At 40.9% G+C, this 14,904-nt stretch carries 14 protein-coding genes; 1 reads left to right on the top strand and 13 read right to left on the bottom strand.

The genetic code is table 11. The annotated features are described in order from the left end of the window. Window positions 1–122: 122 nt before the first annotated feature. Complete coding sequence (locus BUB77_RS13800) at window positions 123–998, top strand: LysR family transcriptional regulator (RefSeq protein WP_073276871.1); 876 nt, start codon at window positions 123–125, stop codon at window positions 996–998. Window positions 999–1,095: 97 nt separating this feature from the next. On the opposite strand, the gene pcp is transcribed toward BUB77_RS13800, so the two are convergent. The 13 genes from pcp to BUB77_RS13735 all read right to left on the bottom strand — a co-directional run bounded on the left by pcp (window position 1,096) and on the right by BUB77_RS13735 (window position 14,361). Then, on the bottom strand, window positions 1,096–1,704 hold the full coding sequence (gene pcp, locus BUB77_RS13795) for a pyroglutamyl-peptidase I (RefSeq protein ID WP_073276869.1): 609 nt from the start codon (window positions 1,702–1,704) through the stop codon (window positions 1,096–1,098). Between the two features lie 118 nt (window positions 1,705–1,822). Next, window positions 1,823–2,521: a hypothetical protein gene (locus BUB77_RS13790; protein WP_073276868.1), complete on the bottom strand. Its 699-nt coding sequence runs from the start codon at window positions 2,519–2,521 to the stop codon at window positions 1,823–1,825. A gap of 336 nt (window positions 2,522–2,857) precedes the next feature. Then, entirely contained in the window at window positions 2,858–3,877 is a 1,020-nt protein-coding gene (locus BUB77_RS13785; RefSeq protein ID WP_073276866.1) for a DMT family transporter, read from the bottom strand. Further along, on the bottom strand, window positions 3,849–4,559 hold the full coding sequence (locus tag BUB77_RS13780; protein ID WP_073276864.1) for an HAD family hydrolase: 711 nt from the start codon (window positions 4,557–4,559) through the stop codon (window positions 3,849–3,851). The genes BUB77_RS13785 and BUB77_RS13780 overlap by 29 nt, the downstream gene beginning before the upstream one ends. A gap of 144 nt (window positions 4,560–4,703) precedes the next feature. Beyond that, window positions 4,704–6,158, bottom strand: a complete 1,455-nt coding sequence (locus tag BUB77_RS13775) for a CehA/McbA family metallohydrolase (protein ID WP_073276862.1) — start codon at window positions 6,156–6,158, stop codon at window positions 4,704–4,706. Window positions 6,159–6,256: 98 nt separating this feature from the next. After that, window positions 6,257–7,696 carry an extracellular solute-binding protein gene (locus BUB77_RS13770; protein ID WP_073276860.1) on the bottom strand — a complete coding sequence of 480 codons (1,440 nt, stop codon included), beginning with the start codon at window positions 7,694–7,696 and terminating at the stop codon, window positions 6,257–6,259. Window positions 7,697–7,730: 34 nt separating this feature from the next. Further along, complete coding sequence (locus BUB77_RS13765; RefSeq protein ID WP_170866649.1) at window positions 7,731–8,561, bottom strand: carbohydrate ABC transporter permease; 831 nt, start codon at window positions 8,559–8,561, stop codon at window positions 7,731–7,733. 13 nt (window positions 8,562–8,574) lie between these two features. Then, window positions 8,575–9,444 carry a carbohydrate ABC transporter permease gene (locus tag BUB77_RS13760; protein WP_073276856.1) on the bottom strand — a complete coding sequence of 290 codons (870 nt, stop codon included), beginning with the start codon at window positions 9,442–9,444 and terminating at the stop codon, window positions 8,575–8,577. A 153-nt stretch (window positions 9,445–9,597) separates the two neighbouring features. After that, window positions 9,598–10,395, bottom strand: a complete 798-nt coding sequence (locus BUB77_RS13755) for a DeoR/GlpR family DNA-binding transcription regulator (RefSeq protein ID WP_073276854.1) — start codon at window positions 10,393–10,395, stop codon at window positions 9,598–9,600. Window positions 10,396–10,753: 358 nt separating this feature from the next. Then, on the bottom strand, window positions 10,754–11,065 hold the full coding sequence (gene trxA / locus BUB77_RS13750; protein WP_073276851.1) for a thioredoxin: 312 nt from the start codon (window positions 11,063–11,065) through the stop codon (window positions 10,754–10,756). A gap of 125 nt (window positions 11,066–11,190) precedes the next feature. After that, a complete protein-coding gene (locus tag BUB77_RS13745; RefSeq protein ID WP_139241183.1) occupies window positions 11,191–11,814 on the bottom strand; it encodes a uracil-DNA glycosylase family protein in 624 nt (207 codons plus the stop codon). A 194-nt stretch (window positions 11,815–12,008) separates the two neighbouring features. After that, window positions 12,009–13,967, bottom strand: a complete 1,959-nt coding sequence (locus BUB77_RS13740; protein WP_073276850.1) for a M56 family metallopeptidase — start codon at window positions 13,965–13,967, stop codon at window positions 12,009–12,011. Next, the gene (locus tag BUB77_RS13735; RefSeq protein ID WP_073276848.1) at window positions 13,960–14,361 is read right to left on the bottom strand and encodes a BlaI/MecI/CopY family transcriptional regulator; all 402 of its coding nucleotides are present in this window, start codon (window positions 14,359–14,361) and stop codon (window positions 13,960–13,962) included. Before BUB77_RS13735 ends, BUB77_RS13740 begins: the two co-directional genes overlap by 8 nt. Window positions 14,362–14,904: the final 543 nt, after the last annotated feature.

Genomic DNA, 14,904 nt, shown 5'->3' with positions numbered 1-14,904 from the left:
ATATATTTTATGTTATATGCTATTTGCAATCTGTTTATAAGACTTTAAAGAAATCAGTTGATGTAGACATCTATTTCTATTTAACTGTTTTATCTTCTTTATAATAGAAAGGAAAGAATACCATGACGTTTAAGCAATTGCAATTCTTTCGAAAAGCGGCAGAATATGAGAATATCTCAAAGGCCGCCAAGGAACTCTTTGTTGCACAGCCTGCTCTTAGCAAGGCCATAAAAGATTTGGAGGAGGAACTTGGTTTTCCCTTATTCGACCGGAACGGCAAAAAGATATTTTTGAACCAGAACGGGCAAATTCTCTTTAAGCATGTACAGCTGATACAAAATAACCTTTTGCAGCTGGAGCATGAGCTAGCAGAAGCCAACACCCAATCTGCCTACTCTGCTGCCATTTCCATTCGTGTGGCTTCAAAGCTCCTGCCGGATATCCTAAGGACCTTCTATCTAAGGTACCCGGATTATAACCTAAAGATTTATCAGCTTGGGCAGAACCCTTCCTCCCTTCAACCCTTTGATGTTGTACTGGACTCCTCGCCGTGCAGCAGCTCACCTGCTATGGAATGTGTTCAGCTGTTGGAAGAAAAGATTTTACTGGCCCTTCCCCCCTCCCATCCTCTTGCGGAAAAGGAAGAGCTCCAATTATCCGACCTTAGGGGTTACCCCTGTTCCCTGCTTAATGACAGCTGCTCCCTTGGCAGGCTATTGCACTCGAAGCTGGAGGCAGCCCGTTTTCAGCCAAATATTATTTTTGAAAGTGACAATCCTCATATGATAAGGGATTTTCTAGGCCTTAATCTTACCTGCTCCTTTGTTCCCGAAAAGACCTGGAACATAAAAAAAGACTTCCCGCAGCTCATATTACGGGAAGTAAAGGATTTTAGCTGCAGCCGTGAAATCTTCCTCTCCTTTTTACAAAAGGATTATGCGGTTCTGGCTGCCAGAGAATTTACAGCTCATGTGAAGGATTATTTTAAAAGCTTATAATCCCTGCTTATTTATTCAATGCTATTTATATTCTCTGTCTTTTCGTTTTTTAGTTTTTACAGTAATAGTATCCTTTTTAAGACTATTTCGTTTCTTATCAGGATGCCTGTTTCTCCAGGTACCGGATTATAATTTCTGCTGCTTTGATCATTTCCGTTAATTCCATGTATGGAACATTTTCCTTGCCCTCCGCCTGCTCCTTCATGTAAGGCACATGGATAAAGCCTGCTTTCATGTTTGGAAACCTGGTTTCTGCCAGATGCAGTGCCTGATACATCACATGGTTGCAGACATAGGTGCCGGCACTATTGGATATTTTTGCTTCTATTTCATTTTCAGAAAGACATTGAAGCAACCCTCGAAGGGGCAGTGTAGTAAAATATGCCGCCGGTCCAATTCCGCTGATAGTGGTATCAATTGGCTGGTACCCGATGTTATCCGGAATTATTGCATCATCTACATTAATTGCTACCCGTTCAATGGTAATGCACTCCCTTTTTCCGGCCTGTCCAAAGGAGAGGGTTATATCCGGCTGAAGGCGCATAATAGCTTCTTCCAGCAACTCCCCCGCCCTCTTAAATTCTACCGGAAGCTTTAAGATGCAGAGATTTTCTCCAAAGGTTTCTGCCAATGCTTTTATGATTTCCCCAGAAGGGTTTATCACTTCCTGGTTGAAGGCTTCAAAGCCCGTAACTAATATCTTCATTTATTTTTCTCCTGTAACGTATGTTACTTCTATTTTAAATTTATACTTTTAACTCTTCTACCCAATTCTTTTACATCCATCCCTATCTTTCCCCAAATCAATCACCTTGAGGAATTACTTATAAATAATACTTTGGTTCAGAATTATTTTTTATAATAAACATATTATTATATTCCTTGATTTTTTGCTTAATGTTTTTATTGATAGATTTCATACTCATTTTATACCTATCTTCTTCACTTCTAACCATGTAGATTAATATAATCATTAACACAATACCAAAAAATAAGCATAAAACAATTAAAATAATATTGAATGAAATAGAATTTAACGTAATCCCCAGAAACATAATTGTCTCATAGTTCCCTATAATTACTATACTAATTGTATCAATAATCATATAGCACGTTAGTAAAAACATAAAGCTAACGGCAAATATCATAATGAATGACATAATAAATGATAAAATGTTACCTATCTTACTTAAAGTAGTTATTAATATGTTAGAAGTCGTTGGAAATTCAGACATATAATCCGAAATAAGAACCTTGTGTAAACTATCCTTTTCACACTTATCAACTAAATAGAAAACATATCTAGGTATGTAAATATCATTTCTAGTAAATCTACTATTTACATATCTAACCGGATTAATATTTGCATTCACCTTATAAGCAGCCACATAAGGAATTAATAGCTTTTTAAAATAATCATTATATAGTTTTTCTCTTTTGGTATTTTTCTTATTAAAATAAGTAATTAATATTGCAATTACGCCCGATGCAACACTTATAAACTTATATATATTTTCATTCACTGTATCACCCCTTATATTACAAATAATACCACATTATGCCAATATCCACAACACAAAAAAAGTACTCTTAGGCTATCTTCTGTAGTGCTGCGGATGATCCATTATATAACTGGATAGAAGCTTTTATTCTTATATCTCCAGCACTAAAACAAGGTACGCAGCCAACTGGTTACATACCTCTCTTTTTTATATTTTTGCTTTTATTTCCAAATTTTCACTCTTACCTTTTTATTTCCAATTATATTCCTTCTACTTCTATAATAATTGATTCTAATTGATTCTTTACAGAAGTTCTTCCATATGCGGGCTCCGCAGAACCCGCATTCTCTTCTATCATTATTTCCCTGTTGACCTTCCGCCTTTGCCTGCTTTACCTAACAATCCTGCAAGAATCAAAAAAATGATTCCAGGAAATTGCAAGCCTTTTAATTGCATTCTGCCGGTAATGAGAGAGGGAAGCAGCGTAATAACCGGCAGAAGATTCAGGTAAATAGAAGCTGTCTGCAAGGACATCCCCTTGCTCCCCTCTCTGTAAAAACGGTAGGGTAAAATAGTACCAACTGCCACCAGCAGCAAAAGCAGAATAATTTCCCACATTGCAATCCTTCCACAGACCCTAAAATCCTGGAAAAAGAAAAAAGTCAGGAAAGAGGCTGCCAGGAATTCATAGCCCAGCTCTGCATTTTCCTTCTGTGTATTCTTCTTTTCAACATTCTCCTCTTGTTTATTCCATTCATGTTTATTATCCTCTTGCCTATTATTCTCTTGTCTATCCAACTCCTGTCCATTCTTCTTTTGTTTATTCTTCCCCTGTTCATTCCAGCTTTTTATCAGGATTCCATAAAATAGCCAGGTAAGGTTTGCCGCTATCATAAGAACTCCTCCTGTGATATTCCAGGAGAATCCCGCCCCGCAGGACAGAAGCAGAACACCTGCCACGGAAAGCAGAGCTTTGAGCCAATCTGTAAGCTGCGCCTTTTTTCTCAGTACTGTTATATCCAAAAGTAGTGCCAGCAGGGGAAGGATTCCACCCATAATGGATACAAAGGGAAGGCTGGTTATCCGCAGGGCATAAGCCGCTAACAAATAATAGCCAAAGGCTCCCAGTCCGCCGGCAGGCAGATATCGCTTTAAGAATACTACCATATGGAAGTTTCCGCTTTTCCCGTATAATAAGCACAGGACAAGTCCGCTTAAAAGAAATCGCAGCATAATCATTAGCGCCGGTGAAAATACGGACAGCAGCGCATCGGTCAGGTACTGGGCACCGCCCCAGCATACTACGCTAAGCAGCACATACCCATGGCTTCTGCCTTCCGGCATTCTTTTATAGATGGTATCTGTCAATGATCTCATCGATTTTCACCACTGTAACAGCAGCCAGTGCCTCTATCCGGGCCCGGTCATTGTATTCCGTCAGTAAACCGGCAAAGGATGCGCCTGCATTTTCTGCAAATTCCAAATCGGTTACGCTATCCCCTACTACAAGTAATTCCTCTGTCTTTATCCCCACCTGGCAGCAGAAAGCATATGCCATCTGGGGCGACGGCTTGGCCTGGGTATCTTCTTCATTGCAGCCGATATAGTCAAAGTACTGCAGCAAGCCGGCCTTTTTTAGAGAATGAACAGCGGATTTTGTGCTGTCAGCAGTTGCTATGCCAAGGAAGTAGCCTTTCTTTTTCAGATAGTACAAAAGTTGGTCCACTCCCGGCAGGCTGCGAATGACAATATCCTCGGAAAGAGCAATGCCTTCAAATAAGTCTAGCAGCTCCTCTCTCCCGATGATACTTCCCTCTTCTCTCATAATGATTTCTTCCCAACTGTCTATAATCTGGGAAGTGGTCGCATATTGTATCATACTCTCCTTCTGAAAACCCTCCGCCAGATAACCGGAAATTTTCTTTAACATAAGCAGTGTTTCAGACTTGACCCCATATTCCTTTTCCAATTCAGTAAACAGCCTGGATATTACCATATGCCAGTATTCTCTGAATTCAATCAAGGTTCCATCTTTATCAAACAGAATTCCTTTTATCATATTGCTCACTTATCCTCCATACTGCCAACGCGCCACAAATATGGGCGTCAGCACATATTTGTGCAGGAATTATGCTTTTCCATAATTCCTGCTAATTCCCATGCATATCGCAAGCTTGCTTGCGATACTGCTTAAATAAAAAGATTAAAAATGCAATGCATTTTTCAATCTAAATTCCTCCCATAATATTTTAAAATCAGGCTTTGGCTTTTGCGCCTTGCTGCTCTTATATATAGGATTTACATAACAGATAACATGCCTGTTCTCGTCATATATTCCAAACCGAAGCCACCAGTCCCCATTAGGGTATACCTGGCAGCTCATTTCAGAGCCTTCCGTGAGGAGCTGTTCCTTTAATTTTCCGCCATTCAGCCAAAATACCCCATACATAGGCTTTACAACATTCCGGACTGTTACCCTGTACTCGATTTCTTCCTCCACGGTTATCTCATTTCCCGGAAGGTATCTGCCCTGGCAGATGGAAATATCCAGTTCTACATACCTTGCCACATAGCAATTCCCGGCTTTGATTCCCTTTATAAGGTTATTTACCGAAAGACCCCTGCAATAGACATAGGTGGATGGGTCACCATATATGGAAGGCTCTGTTGAATTCTCATAAAACTCTTCCCTGCGGTTATGGCTGTCGCTGCCTCCGATTCCATACAGATGCAGTCCCCTGTTCCATAAAAAGTCCAGAAAAGCTTCTGCTTTGTCATTGGCCGCCGGTGAATCCGGATAGGTTGGATCACAGATAACTTCTATCGTATGCAGTCCCGTCAGGTCACAGTCCTCCTTACAGAACTGCCAGGGGGTAAGGAACATATGGTTTAAGGATAAGTTAGCTTCTTCTGAGAGGAATTTCGTTACTCCCTCCCATAGAGCATCATAACCGATTCCCTCTTTCTCCGCTGCTTTCCCGCTATCTGCCTCTGCCATACAAAGGAGCTCATAAAGCAATTTATCCGGCTTTATGCCGTGAATATTCATATGCCCTATGGGAAGCGTCAGCTCCAGGGAGGGTATCAGCAGGCAGGAAGGCAGGCTTTCCCCATAGGCAATCGCATTGTGCTCGGTAAATGTCATAAAATCCATTTTCCTGTCTGCCAGAATTTCCGCCGCTTCTTCTATGTTGTTATGACCATCGGAAAAGATGGTATGCCCATGGAAATCTCCTTTATAATACCGCTCCTCCCTGTCATAAAAGGTATCAAAGGATAGCTCCCCGCTGCTCTCTCCCCTGTAACAGTAATAGGAGGGATAGCTTTTCCTGCTATCTGTCTCGACCAATATTTTTACCGGACAGCCCCCTTCTTCAAGGCTGCCGCCCGGAAGAAAGAAAAGGCGGTACCTGCCTCCCAGCAGCTCATGCCTTAAGCCCGTCAGGGTGCACACTTCTTTGGAAATATAAATTTCCCGGATAAAGTTCCCGATTCCGGGAGTTACATTTCCACATAATATGCCCTCCGGATTAAACAATGCTACCGTCATTGGTACCTTTTCCTCTGTTTCTATTTTAACCCAAATGCTTTCCTCCGGTTTTTCAATATCAAAGAAAGCGGATGTAATATTCCCGGTAATTAAAATTTCTTTTTGCATAATAACCTCTTTCCTAAAATAAAAATGCTTTCCTGAGAAAATATAGAAAATTCCCGGGAGGTTCCAGTCCCAGAAGCCTCCCGAGGAGTATTATTATATTACTTATTTACCTTATCCAGTTCCTTTTGTGCCTTTTTCTGAGCTTCATCCAATGCTTTTTTAGCAGGTACATTCTCTATTTGTATCCTGTCTACGGCTTCCTTCAATGCATTCATAATAGCACCGCCGGTAGGATCGATAAATTCCGGTACAGCATACTGGTCTATCTGCTTTAAGGCAACGTCGGCATCCGGATTGGATTTTAAGTACTCCTTGTATTCCGGTAACTCCAGAACAGACTTGCGCACTGCCACATAGCCGGTACCCATGGAAAATTTTGCAGTGTTTTTAGTGTTTGTCGCAAAGTTAACGAAATCGGCAGCACCCTTCTTCTGGTCATCTGTCAGATTACTGCTCTTTGGTATATAATACATAAGACTGCTAAAATACGGCTTGGGAGCATTTCCCTTCCAGCCGGGCTGCACGGCAACGGCAAATTCATTCTTATAGCCTTCTTTTACGGCTTTATTTACGGCATCCAATGCGATGGCATAGTCTCCCGGAGAGCCGGTGTATCCCAGTGCCTTACCATATACCCAGTCATCCATGGTCTTATACCAGTATTCCCAGCCCTGTCCGCCGGAATAGATTTTCATTGTCTTATCCTCATGAATCCATTTGCGGAACTGGTCCAATACCTCCACCCAGGCAGAAGCATTAATCATGACAGTCTTTCCGTCATCGGAAATAACCTGACCGCCGGCACTGGAAACAGCATCCAGCATATTGCCCGAGCCCCACATGGGCTCCCAGATATATTCAATCTTGTTCTTGTTGGTGGAGATTCCTACGGCTTTATCCTTCATAGCCTCCAGCTTCTGCCAGCTGGCCAGATTATCTCCCGTATAACCTGCTTCTCCAAGAACGGCTTTGTTATAATAAAGTACCTGGGAAGTTCCGTAAGCCGGTGCAAATACCATCTTGCCGTCCCTTACGGCAGCATTCATAAAGCCGCCAACGATATCGTCCTTATTATAATCCTCAGGCATATAATCTTCAAAGGCTTCTACCAGTCCTTTTTTATAAAAGGTATCATGGGAACCGCCAGCTACCAGAGCCGGCACATTTTTTCCGGCAAAGGCTGCCTGGAGCTTCTGGTCAATTTCGGAATAGCTTCCGATAACAACGGGTTTAATGACATATTTACTCTGGGAAGCATTGTATTCATTGATAATACTTGTCATAGTATCTCCAAGAGTGCCTCCCAGGGCATGCCAGAATTCGATTTCCACCGCTTCCTTTGGTGCTTCTGTTTCCTCCGCTGCTTTTGTTGCTTCTACCGTATCTGTGGGGGCAGCTGTCCCTGTATTCCCTGAAGCCTGCGCATTTGTTTCCTTACTGCCGTTATTCCCCGCTGCATTGTCGGTTTTTCCGCAGCCTGTAAAAATGAGGCTTAAACCCAATATTACCAGCAGTGCCATTCTTTTCACTTGTTTCATCTCTTTCCTCCAATCTTTCTTTTCGTTGTTGTTATCATAGCTTGACGCCGCTGTCCTGGGAGATGGCGGACATAAGCCATTTCTGGGCAGCAAATAAAATTACCAGAATGGGCAGTGTAGTGATGGTACTGGCTAACATCACCTGTGCCCAGTTCATTCCATAAGCTCCCTCCTGAATAAAAAACTGCCTGAGTCCCTGAGAAATCAGATATTTATCCTGGCTGGTAAGCATGATACTCGGCCACATATAACTGTTATACAGCTGGATGAAGGTTAGTAACCCTACCGAGGAAAATGCCGATTTATTTAAAGGCAATATTACATGCCGTAATATGAGCCTATGGTTTGCTCCGTCGATTTTAGCCGCTTCCACAAATTCCATGCTTGTTTTTCGAAAAGCCTGGCGGAAATAGAATACGGCAAAAACATTGGCAAGATTTGAAAATATCAGCCCGGACAGAGTATTTAAAAGTCCCAGATGCGCCAGTATGACATAGGAGGGCACATAGGTTACAGCGCCGGGCAGCATATAAGTAACCATTACAACGACAAAAATCCTGTCCATATTTCGGTTTCTTAAGAATACTACCGCATAAGCAAACATACTGCTTACAACAAGAATCAGTGCAGTACCGGCAATTCCCACAATAAAGCTGTTAAGGAGATACCCGTAGAGCTTTATGGCCTTTAAATTAGCTAAGAATTCTCCCAGGTCCAGATGGCTTGGCAGAAGCCTGTAGGGCGTTTGCCAGATTTCATTGTTGGATTTAAAAGCTCCCAGGAACATCCACGCAAAGGGGAACAGGAATATGACGGAAATGCCTGCCAGAAAAATATATTTTATAAAGACTTTGATACCCTTCATCTCAGTTCCTCCCTTATTCATAATGCACAAACCGGCTGCTGATACGGTCGGAAAGCAGTGACAGCACAACAATGATTATCAGAATTATCATGGCAATGCTGTTGGCAGGTCCCATCTTAAAGTTCTGAAAGGATTTGTCATAATACATGTACAGCAAAGTAGTGGTACTTCCGCCGGGGCCTCCCTGTGTCATAATCTGAATCTGGTCATAGACCTGAATGGATTGAATCAGATTGACAACAAAGAGGAAAAAGGTTGTCGGTGATATAAGCGGCAGCGTGATATGCAAAAGCTTGCGGCCATAGGAAGCTCCGTCAATATCGGCAGCCTCATAGGTACTCTTTGGCACCGCTGCCAGGGCTCCAATATAAAACAGAAAGGTCCAGCCCAAGGACTTCCATATGGTAAAGAGAATGATGGAAATCATCGCTGTGGAGCTATCCTGCAGCCAGGGAAGGGGAGCAATCCCGAAAAGCCCCAGCAAATGATTGGCAAAGCCTCTCTCCGGCTCGTATATCCAGGACCACACCATGGAAACTGCTACTGTCGGCGTTATATAGGGGCTAAAAATGATACTGCGGAACAGTCTGCTGCCGCGGAACTGCTTTTCAAAAAGCAGAGCCAGTCCAAAGCTGATAAGCAGTGTAGGCGGAATGGTTCCTACCGCAAAATAAAACGTATTAAACAGGGCTTTTATAAAATCCGAATCCGTAAAAATATCTTTATAATTATCCAATCCCACAAACCCTATATTCGGTGATATGTAATCCCAGTCCGTAAAGCTGATGCCAAATGCAAGGAATAACGGAATAATCCAAAATAGCAGCAGCGGTATTAAAAATGGTACTGTAAATCCTATTCGTGCCCAGGTATCTTTCTTCATGGTTCTCCTTTCACACCTTCCTCAATGTTCTTAATTGGTATTTTATTATAAAAACAAAAAAATAGAGTGAAAACAATGTAAAAGAATTGATAAATTTTCTCTTTTACTTTGTTTTCGCTCTATTAAATTTTGTTTTTATTCAAAAAGCAAATTTTATACCTGGTAATGGGGTATCCGTCTGTTCTCCAAAAAAAGCTTCCAGTCGTCTTTCAATTCTCCTGCAGTGATAAGGCAGTCAATCTCCTTCCAGCCGGCTACCCGGTAGGCCGCCTTACGATTGAATTTACTGCTGTCTGCCAGCAGAATCCTGTTTCGCACCTGTCTGAATACGGGTTTAATTGCAGAATATGCCTGATAGTCCACATTACTGCAGCCAAAATCCATATCCAGAGCATCTGCCGAAAAGAATACGCGGTCATAGGAAATTTCCGTTACACACTGCTCGAAAAAAGTACCGTAAGTCATGCGGATGTTCGGTTCCACCTCTCCTCCTAAGAAGAGAAATCGATGCCCCTGTTCCTTAAAGGCTTCCTGATATCCCTCCATGATATAGCAAAAGAGACAGGCAATGGAGTTCGTAACTACTGTAAGTCCCTTTTTTTCTGTCAGTTCAGGCAAAAGATAGGTTACTGTAGAACCGGAATCCAGATAGATACTGTCTCCGTCCGTTATCAGTTCCGCAGCCTTTTTACAGATCTGCTTTTTTTCTTCCTTTTGCAAAAGCTGGCGTTCATGAAACAGATAATGCTCCTTGTACTTTGCCTTTTCCGGCCTTGTCAGATTCCCATGTCCTCTTACAAAGCCTTCCTGCTCTGCCAGATAATCGAAGTCGCCCCGGATGGTCTCCATTGTAACACCAAAGAGAGCTGCCATATCTGTTACCGTAACCTCATATTTTTCTTTTACAAGCCTGCTGATTTCCCTTCTTCTATTTTCAACTTTACTGTTCATCTTGTATTAACCTCCGGGAGCTGTGCTGTTATCTGAGTAAATCTTATCACAGTTTACACCTATTTTCCATACTTGATTGCTAGATGAACTTGTGCCAATTACAGATATTTTAATTTAGTAATCCGGTCCTACATCGGGAAACTTAGTATCTTTCCTTTTTACTTTTCCACCAAAGGACAAGACAGTGACCTAAAAAAGAGGGTATATCTTTTATAGGAATTGGATTTTAAAACCCAAAACCTTTAAAAGATATACCCTATTTATCAAAAGCTTATGTGCTGCCTGCCACTCGCCATTATCCTCCCTGCTCTTAGAAGGACAGACATCCTCTAAAAACAGGTTCCTAACTGTATGGTTATTATGGAAGCATGGATAAAATCGCCTGCTTCGGTTTTACACCTACACTGGTTTCTACCACTTTCCCATCCTTCATTACAACAAGGGTCGGTATGCTCATTACACGAAACTGCTGTGCAAGCTCCGGTTCTTCATCTACATTTACTTTACCTACCTTCACGGTATCTATGGTTTCCTCTGCAACCTGCTCTACAATAGGTCCGACCATTTTACAGGGACCGCACCAGGAAGCCCAGAAATCTAATAGTACGGGCTTGTCCGACTCAACAACTTCCTGATTAAAATTATCCTTTGTTATTTTTAATACGCTCATTTCGTTCTCTCCTTTGCTGTTTTTCTATATGAATTAGTTTGAATACTTTTTATGATTTTATTATAGTCTTTTTCTTTTATTTCTCTGTGACAAAGTCACATAAAATCTTGGATGAATTACAGCAATCAAGTATTCTTCTGTAAATATTCTTCCATTCTTCTAATATCATCCGTTATCATCCGGCATTTGGATTTTTCAATCAGTATGTTTCCGCCTGTCATAATATAGGAAGGGAATAAACGAAGGTTTTCATAAAAAAACTCATTGTCACGGATTTTATAAGTGCTCCCTGCCGGGATTGCATTTTTCTTTGTATTCTTTTTGGCTATCATATTAAATGATTTCTTTGCTACATCACCCATTAACATAATAACCTTTAGGTTCGGAAACAATCCTATTTCATATTCCAGTATGGGAAGGTGCTCCTCTATCCTTTCTTTCTCTACGGCATATCCGGTTTTGGGTGACTTTACGGCCGTAGTTAAGTAAATTCCACGGTTTATGATGTCTTGGATGCTGTTAATTGAGATACCGGCATCCTTAAAAAGTGTGAGGGTGGTCTGCATATAGCCTGGATTTTCTGCCTTGCTGTAAAAATTATCATTGGGATCCTCCGGAGGGACCTCATTAATCATAATGACCTTAATCTTTTCGGCATCCAGAACAACCTCCGGTAATTGAATGCCCTGCCTTAAGATACCTTTAGTCTCTGTGAAATCCATTAGATTCTCTTCTATATTTATCTGCATCAATCTGCCCTCCTTTTCTTTAACCATAGCAGATGATACTCGACAACTGTATGTCATGTTTCATTTGCTATACCAGCATTATTAACTTTTTGAACTGCCTTTCTGTAAGAATGAAGGGAGATGGATTTTAATCCGGTTATTTGCCCTATAAAGCTGATTCAGCCCGTAATCTTCCCCCTCTTTTCCATGATAACTTAAGGATTGATTTCCTTTAAAACAGCTTTGTTCTTATCCAAATCCGGCTCCAGTACGCTCATCCCCTCCTGCCTTCCCAGGGTATATGCGCCTTCTGCCGGAATGGATAATGTCTTCGTTTGAACATTTTCCTGTAATACGGCAGTAAGATACCGGGAAAGCTCATCCAGCTTCAAATCCGTGGAAACATTTGGTATTATCTGATTTAATATCAGTAACAGCTCACTGGTCTTCTTTTTACTGCATTCTCCGATAATGGAGGAGAGTATTTTTCTTAAGCGGTCAGTCCTGCCAAAGTCATCTCCTTCCCCGTCCATTGCCGGCACCTTTCGTACCCTGGCGTAGCCCAGCACCTGGTTTCCGTTTAATCTCTGCTCTCCCGGAATTACATTCCGATATTTCTTATTCGATATGTAATTGGTCTTATTCAGATATTCCGCCTCTTCTTTGGATAATTCTATCCTTACACCGCCTATGGTATCAATTATCTTCTCAAAAGCTTTCATCTTAACTGTCACCGTATGGTCAATGGTAAGTCCAAAATTCCCTTCAATGGTCTTCTGAATAAGTCCGGTGCCTCCTAACGTATAGACTTTACTTAATTTATCCTTCCCATGTCCGGGAACTTCCAGATACATATCCCTCAGAAAGGAAGTCAGATATATTTCTTTCCCGGAAGGATTTACACTGACAACTAAAACACTGTCTGCTCGTGCATCTGCCTCTTTATCCTCCGTACCAATATCATCCAGCCCCACTATTAAAATATTACTTAACTTTTCTATATCCTTTACCGGATCAGGCGCTGCTGTTAAATCCAACCCATTGGTTTGTACATTGCTTAATTTGCTGGTACTGGCTTTTGCCGGCAATAGGCCGCTAACCAGATTTCCTGCCAAAACAATGAGACATAACAGGCTTATAATAAAGCAAATACCCTTTTTAGACGGCTTGGCATTCATTATCTGGAAGAAACGCTTCTTTATCTGCTTATTTCCTCCGTTAAAGCCTGTAGAAAGAAGTATTGTATCCTTTTTTGCTCCTGTCATGATATGAAGGAGTATTTTGCTGTAATTTTCCCGGAACACCAGATTATTCTGTGCCACCAGCTTTTCATCGCAGTACAATTCTATATCGTTATTAGCCAGATAAACCATATAATAAATCAATGGATTAAACCAGTGCAGGGCATTTGCCAATAGCAAAATGAATTTATAGGCCAGGTCATGATGGCAATAGTGTATCAACTCATGCTTCAGGATAAAATAATACTGCTCCTTTGTAAATTCCTGTGAGGGCAATACAATACATGGCTTTGCAAAACCGGCAAGAACCGGCGAGGAGACCTGTGTGCTTGTAACAAGCTTCAATTTATGCTTCAGGCCCAATTCATTGCAAAGGCCATCAAATTGTTCCAGTACCTCCTTCTTTTGGACCGGTATGCTCCACCTGGAGATTTTTCTTTTAAAATATACATAGGCCGTTAAATGATAGAGCAGAAAAAGAACTGCACCGGCTATCCAAATAACTGCTAAACCATTTAACAATGGAAAGGGAAGTTTTCCAGGTGCCGCAGCCTCTTTACCTATTGTTATATCCTGTGATTTTACCGTATCTGAGAGGCCAGTGTCTCCCTGCTGCTTTTGCACAGCATCCATCAGCGGCTGCTCCATTTTCTTTCCTGAGTCGCCACCTGCCTGCAAACTGTTTGGATTCGTTATGCTGTCATCCGATAACGGAAAGCTCTTTTCTCCAGCAGTGAGATTAAAGACCTCCGGGATATCAATGATGCCGATATTTACAGGTATTATCAGCCGAATGGCAATTACAGCCCATATAATATATATCCACTGTCTTGAATAATTCTTCCAGAAAATCTTATTAAGCAAAATGACGCATAAAATTACAGCGGAGCATGCTAAGGATAAACCTGCCACCGTGAGAAAAAGGCTATTCATTCTCCTCACCTCCCTTTGCATCTTTGATAATATGAATAATATCATCAATATCCTCTTCGGTAATTTCTTTTCTTTGAACCAGGGAGGCAATCAGCTTCTTATAGGAGCTGCCATAAAACTGATCTAAGAATGTTTTCGTCTCTTTGGATAAATACTCTTCTTCCTTGACCAGCGGAACATAGTAATTGAGCCTGCCCTTCTTTTTAATTTCGATAAATCCCCTCTCTTCCAGACGGGTTAATAGTACCTGTACTGTTGAGCGGGACCAATCCTTCTGCTCACATACCTGTTCCACGATACTGCCTGTTCCAACTGCTTTTCTCGACTGCCAGATAATCTGCATAATCAATAGCTCCGAATCCGGCAGCCTTTCATAATTTTCTTTATGACCCATTATGTTCCTCCATTCCCGTGTAGTTATGCACATTTGCTAGTACATACCTTTACAATTAATCATTTTTACAGTTACTTACTTTTTCAATTATGTACTTTTACAGTTGCATACTTTTACAGTTACTCATATTTTCAGTAACTCACTTTTACAATTGTAATTTCACAATTGCATACTTTTTCAGATACTTACTTTGCCATTACTTACCTACTATTACGTACTTTTACTGTTGAATTTTTGCAGTTACATAACTTTATAATTTAAATTATAAGCTTAATGATAAAATTTATATTATTTATCATATTTATAACATAATACTTTCGCTGACAAATGTCAATATGCAAAACGACATTTGTCAGCGAAAATTCCAAAATAATAATTAGCCAAAATAAAAAGGCTGTTTCAAAATAAAGAAACAGCCTCAGACTGTAGACAAAACCCTAATTTACTTATTAATCGTCTATATTAAGGAATAAATTTGCAGGGCTATAAAACATGTTTAGTATAATTTAATATATCAGAATTTACATTGTTAAATTGACAAAC

This window comes from Anaerocolumna jejuensis DSM 15929, from assembly GCF_900142215.1.
Taxonomy (GTDB): domain Bacteria; phylum Bacillota; class Clostridia; order Lachnospirales; family Lachnospiraceae; genus Anaerocolumna; species Anaerocolumna jejuensis.
Note: the sequence above shows the minus strand (reverse complement) of the source record. Positions and strands in the feature narration are given on the sequence as shown.